This is a genomic window from Natronorubrum sp. A-ect3 (assembly GCF_041821125.1).
GTDB lineage: Archaea > Halobacteriota > Halobacteria > Halobacteriales > Natrialbaceae > Natronorubrum > Natronorubrum bangense.
The window spans coordinates 131,642-156,147 of sequence record NZ_JBGUBB010000004.1 but is presented as its reverse complement, the minus strand read 5'-3'; the positions used below and the strand labels follow the sequence as shown (position 1 = coordinate 156,147).

Annotated in this window: 19 protein-coding genes and 1 pseudogene; 12 read left to right on the top strand and 8 right to left on the bottom strand. The window is 62.9% G+C overall.

Annotation, left to right across the window (positions count from 1 at the left end; all coding sequences use genetic code 11):
- Positions 1-157 precede the first annotated feature (157 nt).
- The 3 genes from ACERJA_RS14675 to ACERJA_RS14665 form a co-directional block, all read right to left on the bottom strand.
- Complete coding sequence (locus ACERJA_RS14675) at positions 158-1,672, bottom strand: tripartite tricarboxylate transporter permease (RefSeq protein WP_373609005.1); 1,515 nt, start codon at positions 1,670-1,672, stop codon at positions 158-160.
- A complete protein-coding gene (locus ACERJA_RS14670) occupies positions 1,669-2,586 on the bottom strand; it encodes a hypothetical protein (protein ID WP_373609004.1) in 918 nt (305 codons plus the stop codon). The genes ACERJA_RS14675 and ACERJA_RS14670 overlap by 4 nt, the downstream gene beginning before the upstream one ends.
- A 224-nt stretch (positions 2,587-2,810) precedes the next feature.
- Positions 2,811-3,827, bottom strand: coding sequence for a Bug family tripartite tricarboxylate transporter substrate binding protein (locus ACERJA_RS14665; protein ID WP_373609003.1), 1,017 nt, complete (start codon positions 3,825-3,827; stop codon positions 2,811-2,813).
- A gap of 219 nt (positions 3,828-4,046) precedes the next feature.
- On the opposite strand from ACERJA_RS14665, the gene ACERJA_RS14660 reads away from it, so the two are divergent.
- Positions 4,047-5,351 (top strand): ArgE/DapE family deacylase, encoded by a 1,305-nt coding sequence (locus ACERJA_RS14660; RefSeq protein ID WP_373609002.1) that lies wholly within the window; start codon positions 4,047-4,049, stop codon positions 5,349-5,351.
- Between the two features lie 103 nt (positions 5,352-5,454).
- On the opposite strand, the gene alaS is transcribed toward ACERJA_RS14660, so the two are convergent.
- Positions 5,455-8,229 carry an alanine--tRNA ligase gene (gene alaS, locus ACERJA_RS14655; RefSeq protein ID WP_373609001.1) on the bottom strand — a complete coding sequence of 925 codons (2,775 nt, stop codon included), beginning with the start codon at positions 8,227-8,229 and terminating at the stop codon, positions 5,455-5,457.
- A gap of 215 nt (positions 8,230-8,444) precedes the next feature.
- Here alaS and ACERJA_RS14650 point away from each other — a divergent pair, with 215 nt between their 5' ends.
- Positions 8,445-9,890, top strand: coding sequence for a sensor histidine kinase (locus ACERJA_RS14650; RefSeq protein WP_373609000.1), 1,446 nt, complete (start codon positions 8,445-8,447; stop codon positions 9,888-9,890).
- Positions 9,891-9,916: 26 nt separating this feature from the next.
- Here ACERJA_RS14650 and ACERJA_RS14645 read toward each other — a convergent pair whose 3' ends face one another.
- Positions 9,917-13,006 (bottom strand): replication factor C small subunit, encoded by a 3,090-nt coding sequence (locus tag ACERJA_RS14645; RefSeq protein WP_373608999.1) that lies wholly within the window; start codon positions 13,004-13,006, stop codon positions 9,917-9,919.
- A gap of 269 nt (positions 13,007-13,275) precedes the next feature.
- Here ACERJA_RS14645 and ACERJA_RS14640 point away from each other — a divergent pair, with 269 nt between their 5' ends.
- The 5 genes from ACERJA_RS14640 to ACERJA_RS14620 all read left to right on the top strand — a co-directional run bounded on the left by ACERJA_RS14640 (position 13,276) and on the right by ACERJA_RS14620 (position 16,090).
- A complete protein-coding gene (locus ACERJA_RS14640) occupies positions 13,276-14,352 on the top strand; it encodes a polymer-forming cytoskeletal protein (protein WP_373608998.1) in 1,077 nt (358 codons plus the stop codon).
- A 69-nt stretch (positions 14,353-14,421) separates the two neighbouring features.
- Positions 14,422-14,670 (top strand): ubiquitin-like small modifier protein 2, encoded by a 249-nt coding sequence (locus tag ACERJA_RS14635; protein WP_373608997.1) that lies wholly within the window; start codon positions 14,422-14,424, stop codon positions 14,668-14,670.
- 40 nt (positions 14,671-14,710) lie between these two features.
- Positions 14,711-15,247, top strand: a complete 537-nt coding sequence (locus tag ACERJA_RS14630) for a redoxin domain-containing protein (RefSeq protein ID WP_373608996.1) — start codon at positions 14,711-14,713, stop codon at positions 15,245-15,247.
- A 3-nt stretch (positions 15,248-15,250) separates the two neighbouring features.
- The gene (locus ACERJA_RS14625) at positions 15,251-15,664 is read left to right on the top strand and encodes a GNAT family N-acetyltransferase (protein ID WP_373608995.1); all 414 of its coding nucleotides are present in this window, start codon (positions 15,251-15,253) and stop codon (positions 15,662-15,664) included.
- A 66-nt stretch (positions 15,665-15,730) separates the two neighbouring features.
- Entirely contained in the window at positions 15,731-16,090 is a 360-nt protein-coding gene (locus tag ACERJA_RS14620) for a hypothetical protein (RefSeq protein ID WP_373608994.1), read from the top strand.
- A gap of 5 nt (positions 16,091-16,095) precedes the next feature.
- Here ACERJA_RS14620 and ACERJA_RS14615 read toward each other — a convergent pair whose 3' ends face one another.
- From ACERJA_RS14615 to ACERJA_RS14605, 3 genes are all read right to left on the bottom strand, one after another.
- Complete coding sequence (locus tag ACERJA_RS14615) at positions 16,096-17,442, bottom strand: tryptophanase (protein WP_373608993.1); 1,347 nt, start codon at positions 17,440-17,442, stop codon at positions 16,096-16,098.
- A 128-nt stretch (positions 17,443-17,570) separates the two neighbouring features.
- Positions 17,571-18,107, bottom strand: a complete 537-nt coding sequence (locus tag ACERJA_RS14610; RefSeq protein WP_373608992.1) for a hypothetical protein — start codon at positions 18,105-18,107, stop codon at positions 17,571-17,573.
- A gap of 144 nt (positions 18,108-18,251) precedes the next feature.
- Positions 18,252-19,430: an aspartate kinase gene (locus tag ACERJA_RS14605; RefSeq protein ID WP_373608991.1), complete on the bottom strand. Its 1,179-nt coding sequence runs from the start codon at positions 19,428-19,430 to the stop codon at positions 18,252-18,254.
- A gap of 157 nt (positions 19,431-19,587) precedes the next feature.
- On the opposite strand from ACERJA_RS14605, the gene ACERJA_RS14600 reads away from it, so the two are divergent.
- The 5 genes and pseudogenes from ACERJA_RS14600 to ACERJA_RS14580 form a co-directional block, all read left to right on the top strand.
- Positions 19,588-20,025 carry a hypothetical protein gene (locus ACERJA_RS14600; protein ID WP_006065350.1) on the top strand — a complete coding sequence of 146 codons (438 nt, stop codon included), beginning with the start codon at positions 19,588-19,590 and terminating at the stop codon, positions 20,023-20,025.
- A gap of 260 nt (positions 20,026-20,285) precedes the next feature.
- On the top strand, positions 20,286-20,768 hold the full coding sequence (locus ACERJA_RS14595; protein ID WP_373608990.1) for a ubiD operon protein: 483 nt from the start codon (positions 20,286-20,288) through the stop codon (positions 20,766-20,768).
- Positions 20,769-22,277 (top strand): UbiD family decarboxylase, encoded by a 1,509-nt coding sequence (locus ACERJA_RS14590; RefSeq protein WP_373608989.1) that lies wholly within the window; start codon positions 20,769-20,771, stop codon positions 22,275-22,277. It abuts the gene before it with no gap.
- On the top strand, positions 22,274-23,665 hold the full coding sequence (locus ACERJA_RS14585) for a prenyl carboxy-lyase (protein WP_373608988.1): 1,392 nt from the start codon (positions 22,274-22,276) through the stop codon (positions 23,663-23,665). The genes ACERJA_RS14590 and ACERJA_RS14585 overlap by 4 nt, the downstream gene beginning before the upstream one ends.
- 4 nt (positions 23,666-23,669) lie before the next feature.
- Positions 23,670-24,332 (top strand): annotated as a pseudogene (locus ACERJA_RS14580) (M48 family metalloprotease); the annotation flags it as partial.
- Positions 24,333-24,506: the final 174 nt, after the last annotated feature.

Below are 24,506 nucleotides of genomic sequence, written 5' to 3'. Positions count from 1 at the left end.
GGGACGGCAAAATACCAGCGGGAGTCGGTTCGTGTTCGAGTTGCACTCGGATGTGGCCAGTCGGAAACGTATAGACTCGAATGCGAACGAACAGGAGAATCGATCGTCCGAAGAAACGAAGACAAGAGGAGACGAGTGCGCTATCTGTGGTGTCGTCTCATGCCGACTGTCTGTTCTCGAGCCATCGTTTCACGTACGGTCCGAAGACGAGGAGGACGATCAGGACACTCAGCACGAACGACAGCCAGCGGCCGTACTCGAACGGATTGATGAAGATCATGTACGAGCCGTCCGAGATCTGGAGAGCGGTGTAGAGGTTCCCTTCGGCGATGTCACCGAGGACGACCCCGAGGACGAACGCGATCACCGAGTAGTTGTACCGGACCATGTAGAAGCCGATCACCCCGAACAGGATGATCGTCAGTACGTCGACCGGGTTCCCGCGCAATGCGTACGTCCCCAGGAACGAAAGCACGACGACCATCGGAATGATGTAGTTCGTGTCGATCTTCGTCAGGTAGCTGAGCCGGGTGACCATCGACAGGCCAACGATGAGGATAACGACGTTTCCGACGAGCAACGCCAACAACAGCGTGTACGTCAGCTGAAGCTCGCCGGAGGCATCGAACATGTTTGGACCCGGTCGAAGGCCGTGCATGAGCAAGCCGCCGATCAGGACGGCAGTCGAGGAACTCCCTGGAATGCCGAACGAGATCGCGGGAACGAGCGAGCCGGCCACGGTTCCGTTGTTGGACGCTTCCGAGGCGATCACACCGACCTCGTTGCCGGAGCCGAACGAGTCGGGATCGTTCGAGGAGCGGACTGCCTCCGTGTACGCAACGAAGTTCGACACGGTTGCACCCGCACCGGGAATCGCACCGACGATCATTCCGATGTTCGCGGATTTGAAGACCGTCATCGGGTGTTTGAGCGTCGACACGACCCCCTCTTTGATTCCTGCCTTATCGATTTTGACATCACCGTCGGCGATGCCACCTTTCTGTCCGGCGAGTTTCATCATCTCAGCGATCGCGAACAGCCCGATGAGCACCGCGACGAAGTCGATGCCGTCGTAGAGGTACAGCGATTCAGCGTACCGGCGATCGAGTGAGATCGGTTGGGCGACGCCGACCGTCGTGACCAGCAGCCCCGCGACGCCTGCAAGCAGTCCTTTCGCGGCCGATCCTTTCGTGACGACAGTGATCATCGCCAACCCAAGGATCGCAACGAGGAAGCGTTCAGGGGTCCCAACCGCGAGGACCATCTGAATCAAGCCCGGCGAGAACAGGATCAACGCCGTGATGGTAAACAGTCCAGCGATGGCCGAGGCAGTAGCCGAAATCGCCAGCGCTGTGGCTGCTCGCCCTTGCTTTGACATCGGGTAGCCGTCGAACATCGTCGCTGCCGACGAGGAAACCCCCGGCGTGTTGATCAACACCGCAGCGATCGAGCCGCCGTACATCGAGCCGCTGTAGACCCCTACGAGCAGGATGATCGCACTCGAGGCCTCCATCGGAAGCGTCAACGGCAGGATGATCGCCATCCCGAGCGGCGGTCCGAGACCGGGGAGTCCGCCAACGATGATCCCGATAATGATGCCTGCGAGCAGCCAGATCATCGTCTCGAGGGTTAGTAGCGTTTCAACCGCACCAACGAACGATTCCAACGTCATACGATCACACCCCACTGGAGCACGGCAACGGCGTGTGCCAGTCCGTCGGTCGCGTGTGGCAACACGGTGTTACCTGGCGATGAGAGCGCGAGCAAATCGATTGGCGTCGGCGGCTGCCAACCGGTGAGCCACCCTCTGGCAACGTCCCGCTCGACGAAGTCATAGAAGAGCAAGGCGATGACGAAGCTACCGACGGTCATCGCGACTGCTCTGATCGTGTCCATCCGAACCCAGAGTGTCCAGAGCGCGACGAAGATCGGTGTCGCATACAGCATCCCGATCGAAAACGTCAGCAGCATGTATACCACACAGAGCGCTCCGGTGACGACGGGTCCTCGTGGATCATCAATGTCGTAGACGTACATCGCAGCCGATCCGTTCTCGTCTTCGGTCTCCGACTCGGTGTCGGCTTCCGGACTGTCCTCGTCTGTCTGCGGGGGCTTGTCGACGTCGTCGCCACCCATCACCTGGACGGGCTCCGCGACGAACGACTCGACGGCAGCGCCGAACCGTTCGCGGAAGACGACAGCTGCGCCCAAGAGGACGAGGCCCGGAATCAGGTATCCAAGTCCGTCTCCGGTGTCGAGGAACGCGCTCCCGCCGACGTAGACGAGGTAGCCTCCCAAGAGGACACCGAACACTGGACCGGCGACGGTGAGATAGTTGCGGACAAGCAAGAGCACCGAGAACACGACCGTTGCACCGGCCATGATTCGGGGGAACGTCTGTGCTGACGGCGCGAACTCAGATGCGCCCTGATACATGTATACGCCGACAACGAGGAACAACAGAAGCAATACGTGTTCCATCGTCGGTCGCTCGCCCAACACTCTCTCACCGCCATCTGCCAGGGTTGTGAGGGCGGGAGCAACGCGGTGACGGACTGTGTCGATCAGCGTGTGTTCCTGATCCATGATAGCTTTCGGTCGACGGCTCCGAGTTCGAAGACGGCGCGTTCGATGCCGGCCACCCGTATTCCCTGCAGCGTCGCGGGTCGGCGCGTACGAATACAAGTTGCAGTACTGCGTTCAGTGTGTAACATTTCTGGTAGTGAGTCTGTCTGAGTCCTGATTCATATCCCCATCACTTTATGTAAACGAAGAGGGCGTAGAGAGTGAGTTGTGTGTTGTCGAGAGGGTTACTCGTCTTCCTCGGCCTCCTCAGCCATGGCCTGGAATTCGTCGAAGCCACCGATCGCTTCATCGACGTTTGCTTCGATCGTGTCAACGCTGCCGATGTACTGGTCTGCAGCGTCATCCATATCGCCGTACTCGACGATGTTGCCGGTCTCTTCCATCCACTCCTGTGTCTCCTCGTGTTCACACGCGTACTGAATCGCCTCCGAGATCTCCTGTCGCGCGTCTTCAGGCGTCTCCGGTGGAGCGACCTGCACCTGGTAGAACTCGGTGAGCCAGGCCAGGCTGTCACCGTAATTCGTGATTGAATCGATACCCGGGAACGTATCGGTGAGGTCAATGTCCATGAGATTGACAACAGCAGACGCCTCACCCGACTCCTCGGCCGAGACTGCAGACGTATTCGTCGCGAACCCGGCACCGACCTCGTCGGAGATAACGGCCTCCTGCACCGGCCCACCGCCGTCGTACGGAACGGCATTGTCGTAGTTAAGGTCGTACTCGTCTCTGAGAAGCAGCGTTGCCAGATGACTGTCGCTGCCAGCACCCTGGTAGCCAAAGCCAGTGATGTCGCCGTCTTCGTACGCGTCACGGAGACCGTCGAAGCTCTCGATTTCGTACTCGTCGTTCACGATGAGCGTGTACCCGAAAATACCGGAGTAAGCGATTGGCTCGAAATCATCGGGATGCCAGTCATCGATTCCCGACGCCCGCCAGGTGAAACTCCAGCCGGCAGGGTTCACCGTCCCGAACACGCTTCCATCGTTTTCCTGACCGTGAAGCCATTCGCTGCCGATCATGCTGCCGGCTCCTTCACGGTTTTCAATCTCGATTGAGCCGTCAAGTTCCTCCTCTGCAAGCGGTTGCATCTGGCGGGCGTACGTGTCAGTTCCGCCGCCTTCTCCCCACGGGATCATCCAGGTTCGCGTGTCACCATCGCCGCCAAGACAGCCAGCGAGGCCGGTCATTCCAACTGCACTCGCAACACCAACGGATTTAACGAAAGTTCGTCTGTCCATGCCAATTGGCCACAAGAATCAGGAACTGATAACCTTTTCGCCAGATATCGTTCATGAGAATCGTTAATTTAGAATAGGATTAGGGTTCCCAAGATCATATTTTGTTCGCACAACATCATCTTTCCTTTTGTTTCTGGTCAGTGGTGGCCCACAAATGAGTTATTATCTCTGTTACGGGCAGACGAATATGTATATCCCTGAGAAGCTCCATCACCCAGCATGGACACGCAGACCGCAAAAACACGAGTTGAACAAACTATCGCCGCGAGCGAGCGTGAGCTGCTCGAAACCCTCGAACGCCTCGTCGCCGCGAAATCGATCACCGGAAACGAATACTGTGGACAGGCAGTGATGCTCGAGGAGTTCGACAGGCTCGGACTCGAGGTCGACACATGGGAGCCGAGTGTCGACGCACTCGAGGACCACCCCGGCTTTTTCCGGACGTCGTCGTACGACGAACACGGATACGAGGGACGGGAGAACGCGGTGGCGACAGTCCCCGGAGCAGGCGACGGACCGACGCTCGCGCTCTCAGGGCACATCGACGTCGTTCCCGCGGACCCCGAATCAGCGTGGGAGTCCGATCCGTGGACACTCCGTCGCGACGGCGACGAGATTTACGGCCGTGGCGTCTCGGACATGAAAGGCGGACTTGCCGCAATACTGCTCGCCGTCGACGTACTCGCCGAGGAGGGTATCGACCTCGCAGGCGACCTCTACGTTCAGAGTACGATCGAAGAGGAAGCTGGTGGTGTCGGTGGCCTTCTCTCGGTCCTCGAGCGAGGGTACGTTCCGGATGCCGCGATTGTTCCCGAGCCGTTTGGCCTTCCGAACGTCGGCATCGCCAGCGCTGGCGTGATGTTCTTCGACGTGACAGTTCCGGGGAAGAAAGCCCATGCAGCCTGGGGACACCAGGGTGTCAGCGCCTTCGACAAGGCAAGCCACATCGCGTCGGCGTTGAACGAGCTCAACGACCAGCGACAAGCGACCATCGACTTCCCACCTGCCTACGGGGCCGATCCCTCGCTCGAGGGTCACGTGACGAACATCAATATCGGCGTCGTCGAGGGTGGCGACTGGCCAGCGTCGGTTCCAGCCGAGATGCTCATGAAGGGACGCGTCGGTTGGCCACCGGGCGAGAGCCGTGCCGACGTTCGCGACGCAATCGAAAGCGCGATCGAGAACGCAGCCAGCGAAGACGAATGGCTTGCCGAGAACCCGCCGACCATCGAGTGGACCGGCTGGAACGCCGCTCCGCACGAAGTCCCTCGAGATGCCGAGATCGTCGAGATCGTCACCCAAAACGCCGAGTCGATCATCGGCGAGGACGGAACGTTCGTCGGCGGCAACGCCGCACTCGACGAACGGTTCTACAAGCGATACTACGACGTCCCCGTCGTCACGGCGGGGCCGTACGGCCCGAACCTCCACGGCGTCGACGAGTACACGACGGTCACATCACTGCTCGAGACCGCACAGACGCTCGCAACGTCGGCGATCGACTACTGCGGAATCGCAGAGTGAACGCAGGCGAGTGTCGACCCCCGAGCCCGAGGCTCACCAGGGGGTGGTCACGAGCAAAAACCGTTTTTTCACGATTCGGCCGAGAACGCAGAGCGAAGCGAGTTTATGCGTCTTGGACCTGCCGCAACACGTCCGGCGCGTCCTCGAGTGCGTCGTCGAGATCGTCGACGTTCGGGCCGCCACCCTGTGCGAAGTCCGGTGGACCGCCACCGCCGCCGCCGACGCGACCGGCGAGTTCGCCGACGACTTCACCGGCGTTGACACCCGAATCGTCCGGGACGGCGACGACGAACTGGGCACCGCTTTCACCGCTGCCGAGGACAGCGATTTTGCCGTCCTCGACGAGTGCGTTCGCGGTCGCGCGCAGCTCACCCATGTCGGCGTCGATTCGGTCGATGACGGCAGTCGTCTCACCGACGTCGACTTCCTCGCCACCGCCACCGCCACCGGCGCGAGCCGCAGCGAGCTGTTCTTTCAGGTCCTCGATCTCCTTGCCGCGCCCTTTCCACTCCTCGAAGAAGCGTTCGGCCGTGTCGGGCACGTCCGCCGGTGCAACGTCGAGGATGTCTGCAGCCTCATAGAGTGCGTCTTCGGTGCGCTGGCTGGACTCGATCGCGGCGTCGCCGGCAGCGAACGTGATTCGCTCGACACCGTCCTGAACGCGTTCGGTGTTCAACACTTTGATCGCGCCGATGTCGCCAGTGCGGGCGACGTGGGTGCCACCGCAGGCCTGGACGTCTTCATCGACGTGAATCAGTCGGATCTGTTCGCCCGGCGGGATCCCTCCTTGATAGAGGTCGAAGCCGTGTTCGGACTCTGCATCGTGGCGGTCGGGCCACTCCTGTGTCACGGCGGTGTTGTCCATCACGATATCGTTGGCGAGTGACTCGATCTGCTTGACGTCCTCGCGGCTGATGCGGTCGTAGTGGCGCATATCGATCCGGGAGGCGTCGACGCCTTTCTGGGCGCCTGCCTGCCGAATGTGCTCGCCGAGGACCTGTCGAGCCGCGTGGATGACGATGTGTGTCGCCGTGTGGTGGCGCATGAGTTGTCGCCGGCGGGTGCCGTCGACCTGTCCGTTGACGAACCCGCCTTTACCGGGGTTCTCGTCCGTTCGGTGGAGGATGACGCCGTCTTCGATCTGGACGTCTTCGACTTCGACGGTCGTGTCGTCCGTCGAGAGCGTCCCTCGGTCTGCGGGCTGGCCACCGCCCTCGGGGTAGAACATGGTCTGGTCCAGCACGACGTCGTAGCCCTCCTCGCGCTCGAAGACGTCGAGGACGACAGCTTCGAACTGCGTTCGCTGTTGGTCGTCGTAGTACAGTTTCTCCGTCTCGGGAAGATCCGCGAAGCGTTCGTCTTCGCTTTCCACAGCCGTCTCAGCGGTCTCAGGCGTCTCGTGGCGCTTTGCGACGAGACTGTAGAAGTCGTCTGGCACGTCGACGTCGGCTCCCGCATCCGCGGCGATCTCTTCGACCATATCGGGCTGGAGGCCATGCGAGTCGTAGAGTTCGATCAGTTCCTCGACCGGGATCGGCTCACCCTTCTCGGCGTACTCCTCGGCCATCGTCTCGACCCGGCGACCGCCGCGCTCGAGTGTCTCGCGATACTTTTCGACCTCGGTGCGGACGATGTCACGAATCGTATCACGGTTTTCGTACTCGAGGCGCTCGGCCTGCATGTCGACGAGTTCGTCGAGCGGTGCGTCGACACCGACAGTGTCACAGAGCCGTTTGGTTCGGCGAAGCACCATTCGGGTGAGATAGCCCGTCCCGACGTTCGAGGGGACGATGCCGTCGCCGAGCATGTAGGCGAGGGTCCGACAGTGATCTGCGATCGCATAAATGTCCTCGAGCGGCTCCATCAGCGCCTCGAGTTCGCCGGCGTCAACATCGAGTTGGGCGGCAATCTCGCCGCGGGCGGTCTCCATGTCTTCGGCTTCGTCGATATCCATGTGGCCCGCCAGCTTGGCGGTGCGATGGATCAGCTGTTCTTCGTCGGCGGTGTGCTCGAGCTCTGCGTTGTCTTTGAGGAACTCGATCATATCGGGGTAGACCGCCTCGTAAACCGTCGGCGTCCCCTGGGAGACCCACGTCCAGCGCTCTAACCCGTAGCCCGTGTCGACAATGTAGGTGTCCATCGGGCTGTAACGGTTCCCGTCTTTCATCTCGTACTCGCCGTCGGGGTCTTGCTCCATCGACATGAAGACGAGCGTCGCGAGTTCGACGCCGCGGAAGATGACTTCCATCGCGGGTCCGGCGTTGCCGCCACCGACCCATGGATCTTCGATGTAGATAATCTCGTCCAGATCGACGCCCAGCGACTCGAAGAAGCCATCACAGAGTTCGACGGTCTTGTCCTTCCAGTAGACTTCGCCTTCGTAGGCGTACTCGTCAGGCGCGTCCTCGCGCGTGTTGAACGCATGATGGGCCATCATCTCGAAGGCCATCGTGTGTCGTCCCGTCTTCCCGACGTTGTCGATGTCCTGCATCCGGATACAGGGCTGGCTGATCGTCAACGGGTTCGCCGGCGGCGGCGTCTCCCCGCTGGTCACGAGTGGCTGGAAGTCGTAGATCGACGCCTGCGTCAGCAGCACGTCGTCACGCCAGCGGTTCGCCGCGACCGGGTAGGGGTCGATTCGCTCGTGGCCGTGGTCCTCGAAGAACGAGAGAAACGCCTCACGCATCTCCTCGAGGCTGTGCTCGCTGTCGAAACCGGGGTTCTCGATGAAGCCATACTCTTCACAGGGGGGCTCACCGCAGGTTTCCCGGTCGTGATCGCGAGTCCAGAAATGCGCACCACAGCTCGGACACTCCTTGCGCTCGAAACCTTCCTCCTCGAAGTACTCGAGGCGGTATTCGTCCGCCAGTTCGCTCATTACACGTGTGTTCGCTAGCCAGCGCCTAAAACAGTTCCGCAACGTTTATTTCGAAATGTGTAGGTGATCTGTGCCGGACAGCGAGTCGCTGTGCGAGCCGATTTCGTCCGCGCCGATCCGACAGGTGACTGTGTTGATAGGAGATTGTATCTGGATTCGGTGTATCTTTATCAAGGTGGAGATTCCGTACCAGAACAGACGAACCACCTGCTGCCATGACCCACACATCGCGGCCACAGACAGTGCTCTACCTTGCGGGGAGCGAAGCGACAGCCCGCGACGGAGCCACTGCACTCGAGGCCGTCCCGTCGGGCCGGGAGCGGACGGTCTACCCACTGTCGACGGCGTCGGCCGGAAGGCCGAGTACGTGGGTGGTCGACGTCGACTGCGTCGTCTTCGCCGAAACCCCGACGACGGCCTCTGGGGCCAGCTTACTCGAGGTGAGCGAAGCCTGCGAGGAGACGCCGCTGGTGCTCTTTACCGACGCCGCCTACGCGCCGAGGACGGCACATGCCACCGAGGGCGTCGACGGCTACGTCCGAAAGGGGACCGAAGACGCCATCTCACATCTCGCAGACGAGATCGAGTGGGTCTGTCAGGACGCGGCCGACTCGGAACCCAGCGATGCGTTTCGGGCCGCTTTCGAGGCCCTTCCCGAGCCGGCGCTGCAATACGAACGTGTCGACGATCGCCTCCTCGTGCGTGCAGTCTCCGACAGCTTCGTCGACGTCTTCGCCATCGATCGCGAGACGCTCGTCGACAGCCCAATCGATGGCGACGAGGGAGTCGTCCCGCCCGGAGTCGCGGGACAACGCGCAGTCCTGTCCGAGGTCGCCCGCTCGGCCGAGTGCCGACAGTTCACCAGCCGCCACGACACTGCAACTGGCGTTCGTACGTTCCAACTGACCGTCGTCCCCTGCCCGCTCGAGGCGACCGACCGTCGGTCAGACGGACTCGTCATCTACAGCGACGTCACCGGAAAAACACAGCAGGCACGAACACTGGCTGCCACTCAGTCGCGGCTCGAAACGGTCGCTGACGGGCTCGAGGATGACGTCCAGACGCTGTTGCACATCGCCGGCAGCTATCTCGAAGCTGCCGACCGAACCGGCACTCGAGCGCAGTTCGCGGCGGTCGAGAAGGCACAGACCCGGCTTCGGGAGCGCGTCGACGAGCTGGCCTCGATCGCCCGTCGAGACGAGGACGTCGGCGAACTCGAGCCCGTCGCCGTCCACGACATCGCACGGCGGGCCTGGGCTTCTGTCGCGACCGGCGACGCCCGACTCGTCACCCCCGAGGCCACCGATCGAATCCTCGAGGCGGACAAGCGACGCCTCCAAGAGCTGTTCGAACAGCTCTTTCGGACGGTCCTCGAACACGAACGAGACGGTGAGACACAGCACAGAGCCGTCGTCGTCCGCAGCACCGACGACGGGTTCGCCATCAGCAGCCACGACACGAGCTGTGTGCCCGCAGTCGGCGATGGGGGCCTCGAGACGGTTCCGATCCCCGAATCGCTGGCCACAGCAGACGGGACCGGGATCGACAGCGGCCCGGTCGAACGCATCGCCGACGCGTATGGCTGGACGGTTGCCAGTACCAGCGACGAAAAGGGGACAACAGTCGTGGTCTCCGGCGTCGACGACGCCGAACTCACGTAACAACTCCGTCAGCAGCTGGCTCGAGCCTACTCGTTTTCGAGTGCCAGCGACGCCAGCATCGCCTCGAGCTGTAGCCGTTCGTTCGCGCCCTCGGAGATCCGGTAATCGACTTCGCCGAGTCGCTCGAGCAGCCGCACAGTCGCTTGTTCGGGAATATCGAACTCCCAGGCCGAGCGGTGGAGTTGGTCGATAACGTCGCCCCCAGCGAGGCCACGCTCCATCAGGAGGTCCTCCAAGGCGGCGCGGGCGGCGGTGAAGTCGCCGTCGATGGCGTGGTCGACCATCGCCTCGACCTCTTCGGGGCGGGCCGTCGATGTAATCGCGAAAACGGTCTCTTCGTCGACGACGTCGCCCATGACGGCAGCGGCCTGCAGTCCGTTGATCGCCTTTCGCATGTCGCCGTCGCCCGCATACACCAGCGCATCGACGCCGTCGTCAGTCACGTCGATCCCTTCGATCGCGGCGATCTCGCGAATCTGGGCCTCGAGGGCGTCCGCCGAGAGTTCGGTAAACCGGAAGACGGCACAGCGTGACTGGATCGGGTCGATGATCTGACTCGAGTAGTTACACGAGAGAATAAAGCGCGTGTTGTTGGAGAACTGCTCCATCGTCCGGCGCAGCGCGGACTGGGCGTCGCTGGTGAGTGCGTCAGCCTCGTCGAGAAAGATGATACGGTGGTCGTAGCCACCGAAACTCGAGCGCGCGAAGTCCTTGATCCGGTCGCGGACGACGTCGATCCCCCGCTGGTCGGAGGCGTTCAACTCGAGGAAGTTCTCGCGCCAGTCATCGTCGTAGACTTCGCGGGCGATAGCTTGCGCTGCAGTGGTGTTGTGCATGACCGTCGGCACGTCACCCGCGACGTAATTTCGCGTTCCAGGCACCGTGAGGTCGTACACGCGTCGCTCGTCTTGTATCTGCTCGACAGCCGTCACGCGGTCGAAGTACAGTGTCCCGCGAGCAAGTCGATCCAAGTCGACCAGTTGCTCGATGACTGCCATCGAACACATCTCGTCGGCCACGTCGAGGAGCCGATCGGCGACGGTCTCGAACCGGGGCAGGGACGCGAGATCGTGATCGTCGTTCTCGACGAGTTGGCGAACGTCCCTGCCGAGCAGTTCCGTTCCCTCGGCGATCCGGTTGTCCGAGACACCGAGTGCGTCGATCGCTTCTCGGAGCGATTGCTGTACAGCGGCGGTTTCCGGTGTTTCGACGCGCGACTCGAGGGTGACGAGCAACTCGCCCGCACGGCTCGCAGTTGGGGACCGTCGCCCGTCCGCGTACTCGAGCAACCGGTCCGTCCGAATTCCCGTCGTGGATTCGACTTCTTTTCGCGCTTCAAGCGGTTCCAGCGCGTCTCGGCGATCGACCCACTCCGTCGGGACGGCGCTTACGGATCGGATGTCGGACCGGACCCGCTCGATCACTCGTTTGACCTGCTGTGCCGCCTCAAGCCGGTCAGACGCTGCCTCGAGAACGCGGTCGATATCCTCGAGCGCGGATTCGCGGCCGGGGGTGTCGGGATTCAGCGTTTCGGTCACCAGCGGCTCTTTTGGCAGCGCGAGCGTCCGACACAAGTCATCGATGGCAGCCTGTGCGGGCATCGTGTCGTGATTCGGATTCCCGGCCCCTCCAGTCGCGTCGGCGAGCCGTTCGCGTTTGTAATCGATACTGAATCCGATGGCGTCTTCAAATCGCGAGAGCGCCGAGACACCTGAGAGATACAGTGCATGATACTGACGTTTCGGCCCGGAGCCGTTCGTTGCCGTCTTCTCGAGACGCTTCCGTCTCGTCGGAACACCGAACGAGGCGAGCAGGTACGAACAGAGCGTAATCAGTGATTCGTCTTTCTGTGACAGTTCGATCGTTCCCTGCTCTGCGACGGACGCTTCGGAATCGAAGACGGCCCGCAGGAACGCCGCTCGAACGTCGTCTGGAGCGTGAACGAGCGTCGAACCGATGGCCGATGTCGACGAGTCGCCGAAGACGTCGAAACAGGACTCGAGGAAGTGATGCAGTGACTTCGTCCGAAGTTCGACGTAGGGGACGCCTTGTTGCACACCCCGGGTCGTCTCAACGTCGAACAGTTCCCGTGCGGTCCGTTCGAACGCCTCACGAAGCGCGTCGTCCGTGTTGTAGAACTTGATCCGGCCGTTCTCGATTCGGGCTTCGCTAATCGCGAGTCCGAGGAAGCGTGCGAGGTCCGGCGTGAGGCCCCACGGCGGCGTAATCGGACTGGATCGATTGTTGTACGAGGTGACGTATTGCACGGATTTGACGTGATCCCGAAGCTCCGACTCCGCGACGTCAAGCGATCGGAGATACGACAGCGAGCAGGTCGTCGACGACTCCTCGAGATCGATCGAAATTCCTCGTGCGTAGTTCCCCGCCGTGTTCCGAGAGGTGTCGTACTCGGAAGCGATCTCGTCGATCGTATAGCCGCGGCGGAGATAGCCAAGCACTGTTTTCTTCTGCCCAACGTAGTTCTCCTCGGCTGGAATGTCGTGGCGCTGGGCGAACGATTCAGAGACCGTCACGAACGTCCGGTCGCCATCCATCGACGCAACCCAGTCGAGCGATGTGGACGAATCAGCGGCGGCGATCGGCGTTTCCAACGGGCGAACGATACGTTCGTCGCCGGACAGGGTTCCGGCCGCTCGCCACTCGAGTCCCGTCTTGTCGGCCACGAGGAGTTTGTGTTCGGGCGTGACCGTGAACTCGTTTCCGTCTCGCGTCTCGATCGAGACGAGGTCAGTCGCCTCCTTCGAGAAAACGTGTGAAGGAGCGACGTATTCGAACGAGCCGTCGGTGTCGTAGGTCAGAATTTCGAGATTGTCATCCGGTGTCTCGAATCCGTCGACATCGCCGACTACGGTCGAGATCGGAGCAACGCCGTCATTCGTCAATACGGGTGTCTCTCCAGTAACACATTTTCCGGTTCCGGCCGGCCCCGCAAACATGAGGTGCGGCAGGTCGTCCTGCTCGACGTAGCGTTGTAGTCGCGGGACGATATTCTCGTGGCCCTTGATTTCGTCGAGCCGTTCCGGCCGATACTTCTCGATCCAGACTTCGGTCTTGCCGGGAGTCGGCTCCGCCGCCTCGGCGTCGGCCTCGCTCATACCGCTCGAAAGGGGTGGCCGGCAGATAAAACGACCGAACGCCGCCGTTGCCCTCGAGACAGGTGTGCGGTGCGATCATACGGTATAGTATAGAAGCCACTGAAAGTCAATGCATATCAGATCGCATGACGGCTATGCGATCTGTGTGTGAATCGTTTCAGTCGTTACTACAGATTTGAATCGGGCCGTGACGATCACGGGCCTGAGACCGTTTTCCTCGCCGAAATCACTGTTGTACGTTTTTATCGTCAGCGACCCAACAATAGCGCATGAGCAGGAATCGGTTCTCGCAAGCGGTCGTCATCGTCGCCGTGGTCGCTCTCGTCCTCGTCGGGACGATCCCAGCCCCAGTCGTCGCCCAGTCAGACGCCCAAACCGGTGGCACAGTCGTCGTTGAGGAAGGCGAGACAGTCGATGAACTCGAGGCGTTCGGTGGAACGGTCATCGTCGAAGGCACGGTCACTGGTGACGTCAACGCGGTCGCCGGCGAGGTGCGGATCGAGGGCGATGTCGGCGGCAACGTCGAAGCCGCCGCGGGAAGCGTCACGATCGACGGCACGGTCGACGGCAACGTCGAGACCGCGGCCGGGAGCTTCACGCTGGCCGAAGACGCCACCGTCGGTGGCAACGTCGCCATCGGTGCCGGAACCGCCGTCATAGATGGAACGATCGAGGGCAGTGCAGAGATCGGTGCCGAGACGATCACACTCGGAGAGAACGCGGCGATTGCGGGCGATCTGCGCTATGGCGGCACCCTCGAGGGGAACACCGACGCCGTCGCCGGCGAGATCGAACAGGATCCCTCGATCGGCGTCGATCTCACGCCGACGATCCAGCCGATCGCGTCGTGGCTGTTCTCGCTGTACGTGCTCGCGTTGAACCTGCTGCTTGGCGCTGCGTTGCTTGCCCTGTTCCCGCGGTTTTCCGACCGCGTCGCGGGACGAGTCGCAAGCGCGCCCATCAAGTCCGGGCTGACTGGACTCGGTGTCCTCGTGGCCGTCCCGATACTGCTGATCGCACTGGCGATCACGGTCGTCGGCATTCCGTTCGCGATCGTCGGCGCGTTCGGGTTCGCGCTCATGATCTGGATCGGGGTCATCTACGGCCGCTACGCCGTCGCCGCGTGGCTGCTCTCGGCGGTCGGCGTCGGCAACCGCTGGCTCGCACTCGTCGTCGGACTGGTCGGCGGCGCGGCCCTCGCCCAGCTGCCGTACGTCGGCGACCTGCTCAATCTGCTCATTTTCCTGCTCGGACTCGGCGCGCTCACGTACGGGCTGTATAGCCACCGACGGGCGGGCCGAGACGAGCCACGTGGAGTCACTGCAGAGGGGCCAGCGTCCGACTAACTCATCGAGTCCCATCCGTTTGGCGCGCTCGAGCGACGCGCTCAAGTCTGTGCCCTCGTAACGGCGCGTATGCACGTCACCGTCGACGTCAAAGGCGAGACCACCCACGAGTTCGATCTCGAGGCGGTCCCTACTACGGAGGCCACGACCGGGGAGCCGACCTACGCGGATCTACTTCGTGAGATCGATCTCAGCCCACACGAGGTGAGCGTGCTCGTCGACGGCCGTCCGGTGCCGGAAGATCAGCCAGTCGACAGCGAGCACGTGACGGTGTTGCGGCTGATCAAAGGTGGGTCATGGAACAGGTGCGACCATTGAAAGCCAGAGCGTTTTGATGGGGCGTCCCGCAGTAAGAAACATGACCGGTGTTGTCGATGACATAGTGCTCTCGAACGTCGGCCCAGGGCCGGACCCGCTCGCGCTCGCCGATCTCACAGTGCCGGTTGCGCCCGCGGACCCAACGACAACCGACGCCGTCGAGCCGGCCCACGACGCACTCGTCCTGTTGCTCCACCGCGATCACCACGCCGGCCAGTGTCGACGACAGGTTCGGGCCGTCGCCGACCGCTACGACGAGTTCCGTGAGCGGGGCTGTCAGATCGTCTCAGTCGTTCCCGAACCCCGCAGCCGAGTTCAGGAGTGGCAAGACCGATACGAACTCCCGTTTCCCCTCTGTGCAGACCCGGACACAACGGTCGGCGACCACTTCGAGCAACCGATTCGGCTCGGCACGCTCGGCGAGCAGTTCGACCTCGTCGGCCGGATGCCCACCGCGATCGTCTTCGATGTTCCCCGTGTCAACGAACTCGAGGTCGTCGCCACCTATCGCGGCCGAACGACGATGGATCGCCCCGAAATCGACGCGTTGTTAGCCACGGTCGAGCAACGGACGTGACGAATGGACGGCCACGTGCGGGCGGCGACCGCTGACGACACCCTCGAGGTCCGGCGCATCCTCGATGCCGCCATGCTCGAGCCCGGAAATGTCGAGGGCCGGATCGACGCCGGTGACGTCCTCGTCGCGGGCGACCAGCGCGGCGGAAGCAGCGGCGGTCGCGAGCGAATCCTTGGAACGGTCGTTCTCGAGTCCCTCGAGGACGACCCCGGCGCCCACATTGCGGCCATCGGCGTTCGCCGTCGCCACCGCGGTCGCGGGATCGGCCGGACGCTGATCGAGCATGCACTCGAGCGACGGGGTCGACTCACGGCACGCTTCGACACGGGCGTTCGACCGTTCTACGACGCGCTCGGGTTCTCGGTCGAGCCGATCGACGACCGCCGGTATCGGGGCGTCGTCTCCGCGCTCGAGTGAGCCGAACGGCAATGCAGGCGTGTTCCAGCGGAAGTTTATACGGAAGAACGTGGTACGTCGCGTCGCATGCCACTCGGACAGCTACTCCGCGGTGACCCATCGAAGAACTCGAAACTCTATCTCGCGATCGGCGGCCTCTCGCTCGTCAAGGCGATTGCGATTCGCAAAGACAGAGAGCGGTTCCGTCGGGAACTGCTCGACGCCGGGCTGTTCATCGGCGTCGGACTCGCGTTACGACAGTACAGCCAGCTCAAAGCGGAGAAACAGGCAGAGCTCGAACAACAGGTGCCCGACTGGGCAGTCAACATCGCGACCTCCGAACCGGCAAAACAGCGGGTTCGAACCATGGCCCAGCAGCGTCTGAGCAGCCAGCCCGAACCGGAGCCAACGCTTCGAGAGCGCGCTCGCGCGATGCTCTCGATGTAGGCCGATCAGGACGACAGCGGCTCGAGCTCGGCCGTGAAGTGGCGAATCTCCGGCATTTCGGGCTCGGAGACGAGCTCGAGGCCGGGAATCGATTCGGACTCCTCGAGGACGGCCACAGCGGTCTCGACGACGTGCTCGAGATGCTCCGTGTGGTAGGTGCGACGCGGAATTGCAAGCCGAACCAGCTCCGGTCGGTCGGTATCGGGGAACGCGAAGCTCCCGAGTTCGACCCCACGGACGCCGCCCTCCTGGTAGAGTGCACAGACCATCGCCTGCCCCGGAAACGCCTCGGGCGGAAGATGAGAGAGGGCCGTCCCCGCGTCGAGGTAGACCGCGTGGCCGCCGGCCGGGGTGTAGATCGGCACGCCGGCGTCCTCGAGCATTGTGGCGAGGCGACGGACTTGCTCGATGCGATCCGTGACGTAGGCCTCCTCGACGGCTTCGCTGAGGCCGGCGGCCATCGCGGCGACGTCACGACCCGCCATCCCGCCGTAGGTGGGAAACCCTTCATAGAGGATCGCACGCTGCTTGCACTGTTCGAAGAGCGCGTCGTCGTCGGTCGCGACGAACCCGCCGGCGTTGACCAGCCCGTCCTTTTTGCCGCTCATCACGAGCGCGTCGGCGTAGCCGAGTTGCTCGCGGGCGATGTCGTCGATCTCGGTATCGGCGAACTCGGCTTCGCGCCGGGCGACGAAGGCGGCGTTTTCGGCGAACCGACAGGCATCGATGACGAACGTCGCGTCGATCTCATCCGCGAACGCCGCGACGTCGCGTGTGTTCTCGACGCAGACCGGCTGGCCCGCCGCCGAGTTGTTCGTAACGGTCTGGATCACAACCGAAACGCGCTCAGCGCCGACGTCGTCGACGACCGCCCGGGCAGCCTCGAGCGAGAAATTTCCCTTGAACGGCTCGTCGGCCGTCGGATCGTGTGCCGACTCGACCGGACAGTCGACCGGCTCAGCACCCTGATTGGCGACATGGGCGCGGGTCGTATCGAAGTGGGTGTTGTTGAGCACGACGTCGCCATCCGAAAGCAGGCTGCCGTAGAGGACGTTCTCGGCCCCACGGCCCTGGTGGGTCGGGACGACGTTCGAAAACCCCATCACCGCTTCGACGGCTGCTTCGAGGTCATCGAAACTTCGCGAGCCAGCATACGACTCGTCGCCTCGAACGAGTGCTGCCCACTGCGCGTCGCTCATCGCCCCAGTGCCGCTGTCGGTCAAGAGATCGATGAAGACCTCCTCGGCGGCGAGATTGAAGACGTTGTAGCCGGCGTCCTCGAGCGCCTGTTCGCGTCGCGTTCGGGAGGGGAGATGGATCCGTTCGACGACCTTCGATTTGTAGGCGACCATACGCGCTTCACGCGACCGCGCGTGTTCAGTCTAGCTGGAAGGTCGTGTCTGCTGGTGTCTCAGGGTGTTCGCTCTCGGACGAATCAGCGCATCGATGGGCGAAAGCGGTATCGGAGCGGTCGGCGGAGCTACCGGCCGTCGGCGCTAGCGCTGTTGAAGCGCTCGTTGGCGACCCGCGTCGGCGTCGGCTCGGGTCCGACGAGGGTCAGGTCGGCCGTGGTGTCGGTATTGGGACCCGTCTGCGCCGACGGGTCCGGTTCAGCGTCGGTCGCCGCAGCCGTGGCTGTGGCCGTAAGCGCACGGAGGTCGGCCGCCGTCTCATCGATCACGTCGCCGTCGTCGCGAACCGTCACAGCCGCATCGCCGATGAACTCGAACTCGAGGTCGTCGTCGGCCTGCGCGGTCGATTCGTCGGTGTCATCGCTCGAACTCGGGTCGCCGCCATCGGCCGCGGCGACCGGCTGTGGCTCCGGATCGACGTCCTGCAGGGTGGCGAACAGGTCGGCCGCCGTCGTGTCGTCGGCATCGAGGTGCTCGTCGCGTGTTGGGTCGTGGGCACCGTCGGCTGCGGCGAGTTCATCGGGCGAATCGATGCCGAACGCGGCCAGAACTGCGTCAGGGTCGGGGTCGACCTCCGGGAAGGCGTCCGTTGGCTCCGTGCTCATGGCCTCGAGTGGCTCACGCCCGGCCTTCGTTACGACCCTGTTACCGAACGTTCACGAGTTGCTACCAGTTTCTACGCGCCGCCTTCGATCAGTAGACGACACGCTCGAGGAGTGGTCGAGAACGGCAGGACCACCGGTCGGTGGTTAGAAGAGGTCCTGAGTCAGCTCGAGGGTATCCTCACGGTCGTCCCATTCGACGAACAGCGCGACGCTGGTCGCGCTCGTGATGATATCCTGGAGGTGGATTCGGGCGTCGGCGATCGGGTTGACGATCTCGCTGATGATCCCCGGCTGGTTGGGGAGTTCGCCGCCAGTGACGCGGATGACCGCGATCGGTGAGTCGACGGTGACACTCGAGAGTTCGTCGCGAGCGATGACCTCACGGTGGAGGATGTTCTCGGCACGTTCGGCCTCGTCTTCGTCGATGTAGAACGTGACCGTGTCCATCCCGCTGGCGACAGCGTCGATGTTGATTTCGTTTTCCGAAAGCGACTCCGAGAGATGGTGGAAGACGCCGGGCTGGTTACGGATCGCACGACCAGCGACGGTCAGGCAGGCAAGGGGCTTTTCGCGCAGGTCGACGAGGTTCTTGAACTCGCCTTCGATGCTCGTCCCACCGGAGAGCAGGTCACCGTGCTGATAGTGGACGACGCGGACGTCGAGGCCGCCGTCTTTGTACGACAGCGCGGAGGGGGCGACGACTTCGGCCCCGCGGAACGAGAGGTTCCGCAGCTCGTCGACGGAGATCTCGCCGACGTTGCGAGCGCCTTCGACGACGTTCGGGTCGCCGGTCATGACGCCTTCGACGTCGGTGACGATGACGACCTCGTCGGCGTCCATGTACTTGCCCATCATGACCGCCGTAGTGTCGCTGCCACCACGGCCTAGCGTCGTGATCGAGCCATCCGTTCCTTCCGCGAGGAAGCCGGTGAGCACCGGCACCGTGTTCTCGAGGTCATCGGCGACCTCGAGGGCGCGTCGCTGGGTCTCTTCGACGTCGACCTCGCCGAACTCGTCGGTGATGACGGGCCAGCCGTCTTTGCCGGGCTCGAGGAACGTCGCGTTGATGCCACGAGCCGACAGGGCGGCCTTGAGCATCCGGACGGACGTTCGCTCGCCCATACTGACGATCTGGGCACGGTCGGCGTCGCCCGTCTCGAAGGTGATCTCGTCTAAGAGATCGTCCGTGGTCGATCCCATCGCACTGGCGACGACAGCGATCTCGTGGCCGTCCTCGACGGCGGCTGCGATCGAATCTGCAGCACGATTGATTCGGTCACCGCTGCCGAGACTCGTGCCGCCGAATTTGGCTACAACGCGCATACTGCCACCTCATCTGCCGCTCGAATGACGATAACTTCGCACATATGCCACACCGTTACCAGAGCGAGCAGATAACTGTGTCCCATCTGGTGCGCTTTTATCAGGCCCTCGACGCGCAGGCGGGATTTATGTTCATGCATAGCATTACCACACGACGATGAACGTACGGGACGCTCTCGAGGCAGACGCAGACGCGCTCGCGTCGATCGCTGACTCGCCGACCGACGTGATGCGGAATCTCGTCCACGATCGGACGGTGCGCGTCGCCGAAGACGGGACACACGATCCGAACGCGGATATCGATGGCCCACAGTACAACGGCTCTGATCCCGAGGATCTACTGGGTTTCATTAGCTTTGATGCCAAAGCAGACACGGTTCACGTAACCCAACTCGACGGGACCAATGAGGCGTGCGAGCGGCTCCTCGCCGAGCCAGTTCGGTTCGCCGAACGCGAATCGATGGCCGTCGAGGTGTTGGTCTCACCGGAGACGGAACCAGTCGAGGACGCCGCCAAAGAACTCGGCTTCGAGCGGCATGGTCGTGGGCCGCAGTTTGATGGCTCACCGACGGTCCGATTCCGGCTCGAGCCATAGTCGTCACAGCCATCGTCGGCACGTGTGGTGAGACAGACCGTTGTCAGTCAGTGCTGGCACGACCGCGAGCCGTCCTGCGGTCGCGCCGGAACATCGGGACAGCAGTCCGTATGAGACAATCGGCGACTCCAGATCTGATCCGCGGTCGGTAGCCACTGCCGTGCAAAAACATTATAGTCTTCGCATCGAGTGTTGATACACTGGCACGTGCGGGTCGCAGACACACAGCGAATCTGGGAACGAGTTCGGTGCTTGAGGGTATGTCAAACACGTATATCACTGCTGAAAAGCATCTTCCGAACGGTGAGGGGGCGGAGACAGTGCTGCAGATACGCGATGCTGAGACGAAAGAGATCTTTCACTCCCGGGCGCGCGTTTCGAAAGATCCGGCACAGCTCGAGCAGCCGGAGCCGCTCTCGGTTGTCAAAGGGCCCCACGAAACCACGACAGAACAGTGGTATATCGAGTTCGTCGACGAAACGAGAGATATCGAAGACCGACTCGAGGAACTGCTCGAGGACCAACAGGAGCGATCGAACGTCATCAATACGAGATCGAGCGATCTGAACGTCCTGTTGCAGTATCTCGTCGACGCTGGGGAGTACGACTCGACAGCAGATGCGGCTCGAGCGCTCCTGTATGCCGGCCTCGCCGACGAGCATCCGTCGGTGCTCGAGACGTACGTCGAGGTCAAACGCGAACACGAAACCGACCCGCTTCGAGAGGCACTCGAGGGTCACTGAATGGCTGTTGAATCGTTTCGGGCGTTTCTCGACGTCCTCGAGGATGAAGACGCGCTCACGCGGATCACTGACGAGGTGTCCTGGGATCTCGAGGCGAGCGCGATCACGATGCTGGCAAACGAGACGGACGACAAGATCCCGGTCTTCGAGTCGGTCCAGTCTCGGTGTGGTGAGACTGCTGCGCGGCTCGTCGGCGATCCCTACCGCGGCCCCCAGCACCGACCCTGGGAGTGGTTCGCTCGGGCGTTCGACCTCCCGGTCGACTCCGGCCCAGCCTACTACGAGGGGATGATCGATCGGCTCTCCGAGCCGGTCGAACCGCAGGTCGTCTCCGACGCCGAGGCCCCCTGCAAGGAGGTCGTCCGGACGGGAGCGGATGCGAGCTTGCTCGAGTTTCCCTGGCCGTACATTCATCAGGGCGACGGCGGCCGATACGCGACACTCGCGACGGTCGTCGCGCCCGATCCCGACAGCGAGTGGGGAAGCTGGTCGCGCCACCGGGCGATGATTCACGACGACTCACAGGCGAGCCTGCTCTTTTTGGCAGGTGAACAGGTGCCGAACCGCTACTACTTCGAGTACGAACGCAACGATGAGCCGATGCCCATCGCGCTGACGATCGGTGCCGGACCGGCCATCGAGTCTACCGCCGAGGTGTGGATCCCGGTGGGGCGAAGCGAGGTCTCGTTCGCTGGTGGGCTCCAGCAGTCGCCGGTCGGCCTCGTTGACTGTGAGACGAACGATCTCTCCGTCCCCGCATCGGCCGAGATCGTCATCGAGGGGCGTGTGATGCCGGAGGAACGTCTCGACGAGGGCCCCTTCGGCGACTACTTCGGCTATATGAACGGCCCCCGTCGTTCGATGCCCGTACTCGAGGTCGACGCCATTACCCACCGCAAACAGCCGTACGTCCCCTTCTGTGTCGAAGGCAGCGGTGTCGGCTACGGGGAGAACTCCACGAGTACGTTCGCCCTCGCGGCGGGTGGACCGGACGCCACGCTGGGGTTGCGGGTTGCCGGCTTCGACGTCGAGTTGGCCGTTCCATGGCCGTTTACCTCTCAGACGGTCTGGGTCATCGCGACCGAGCGGCCGTACCCCGGCTCGCTACACGAACTCGCGAACTTCATCTTTACAACCTGGGGCATGCTGCACATCGATTTCTTCGTCTTCGTCGACAGCGACGTCAACCCGCTTTCGCCCCGTGCAGTGATCGAGGCGATCGCTCTCCACGCCGATCCTGCCACGGACTTTCATCAGTTCGGTGTCGAGCGCATGCCGAAAGTGCCGCTCAACATCTACCAGACGCCCGACGAAAAGGGGAGCGCAAGCGTCGGAACGTCGAAGACTAAGACGGCAAAAGCGTACATCGATGCCCGCGCCGACGGCGACCGGCTGCCCCAGTCGATCGGCGACCGAGCTGCCCGCGAGCAGGCCCGCGACCTGCTCGCTCGAGCCGGCATTCCCGAATCGGCGTTCGAACCTCCTCACACGATCGAGCCGGACCAATGACGGCGTTTCGAACCCACCTCGAGTTCCTGCGAAAGACCGACGACTGCTGCTCGCTCGAGCGCCCTGATTCGCCGTCGCCACAGGTCATCGCCAGCGAGGCGCTCCGGGCTGATGGACCAGCAGTGCGGTTGACAGCGGCCGACGACCGCGTCAACCTCGTCAGCGGGGTCTACGGCGGGATCGACCAGCTGAGTCGCCAGGAGCGATACCCCTGGACCCGACTCGGAATCGGCCTTGGCGTCGACCGAGACCCCGAGTACGTCGATGTCCTCGAGACGATTGCCGGACTCGGCGAGCGGATCGACAAACGCGACGTCACGTACGTCGAACGCGCGGCGACCGCCACCGATCGAACGGTGCGGGAACTCGGCTTTCCGACGCCGCCAGGAGAGACCTGGCCGCATATGACACTCGGCCTGCTGTCGGTCGGAACTGACGAGGGTACATACTGGGCGCCACTTCATGGGACGGTTATCGATAGTAATACCATTCGCGCCCGCGTGCCCGATGCGATAACCGATCGGTTCGCTCGTGGCGAGGCAGTGACCGTGGCACTGGGTGTCCCCTCCGAAGCGCTTGCATCGACGACGCTCCTGACGGTGACCGACCGGCTCGGAGAGCCGATCGAGGACCGACGCGTCGGCTCGACAGTGCCAGTGATCCCGACCGCCGGCGGGGTCGTCCCGAGTTCGACTGAGGTCGTTCTCGAGGCCAAAATCGCCGACAAACAGCCGGATACGCGGTCGGAAAAGCGAGCGTTCTGGGAGCAACTCGTCGATGGGTCGACGTTGACACTCGACGTCACCAGCGTGTTCACCCGCGAGAACGCTATCGTTCCGTTTACGCCACTTGGCGTGCCACTCGCCGACGACCTGCAACTCGTCGGGCTCGCACTGGCAGCACAGCTCTACGATCGAGTCAACAACTACTGGGGCGTCTCGCCCGTCGAGTGGCTCTTGCTCCCGGCGGCGGGCCGGCTCGGCATCTGCGTCATCTCGACGGAGATCCTGTACGCTGGCTTCGAGTGGCAGCTGTCGAACTTCCTGTTTTTCTTTTCAGACTGTTTCGATACGGTCGTGCTCGTCGACGAGGACACCAGCCCGCGCGACCTCGGGCAGGTCTTCGGCGATATCTGGGTGAAAGCTCATCCCGCTCGAGACTGGCTGTTCAGCGAACCCAACGCCCCAGTTGCCCGGCTGCCAACCTACAGCCGGGACGACACCGGTGCTCGCCTCTACATCGACGCGACGTGGGACCCACGCTGGGAAGAGGCGTATATCGCGCCGCGGGTCTCGGTGACCGAGTCGTACCCGCCCACGCTTCGGGCAGCCATTCAGGGCTCGTGGGGCGAGTTCGGGTTCGACGCCGACCTCGACGACGTGCTGTAGCGAGGCGCTCGCACACGAGGTCGCCCATATCGCGAACCGCGACCTCCCGGTCGTCACCGCCGTCGCCGCGATCGTCGCGGTCGGCGACCGGCTGCTCGAGCGCGAACGGTGGCTGCGGCGCGTGCTCTGGGCCACCCTGTGGCTGGCGATCATCACCGGCATTGGGATCATCGTCCTCGGGCTGGGCTATCTCGTCTTGAGCGCCGTCGCGCGGGGCCTACTCGGCGTGAACGCGATCGCGCTCGGTCTGTTCTCGAAGGGTCGCGAGTACGCTGCCGATCGTGGTGCGGTCCAACTCACCGGAAACCCAGCCGCGCTGGCCGCTTCCCTCGAGACGCTCGAGGGCGTACGCCCGGCGCGAGACGCCCGGGTCGACGCCAGCGCGACGCTCGGCATCGTCGCCCAACCGCTGGCACTCGAGGCGCGTGAGGACGACGAGGACGAGCACTGGGTCGACCGATGGGCCCCGAAACTCACACCCGAGTTCACGGATCCGGATGTCGTGGATCGGGCCGTACTCTACGTTGGCCGGTGGCTTCGCGAGTGGATCATCACACCGGTGTCGACACGCGTTCGTCGCCTGCTCGCGTGGCGGCCGCAGACCCATCCGGCGACCGAGGCCCGGACCGAGCGGTTGCGAACGCTCGAGCGACGGCGACGGAACTGAGACGGACGGTCTGACTGTCGTTTTCTGGCGGTGTGGACGTCGCTCGATTGATTCCACCAACTGCCACGTCTCGAGGAACTCGAGTCGCGCATTCGCTGACGACCCCTCCAAATCGACTTGAATGGTGTTTTCGAAACTGTTTACGCAAGCCGGCGTCGGGTTTTGGACCGCGAC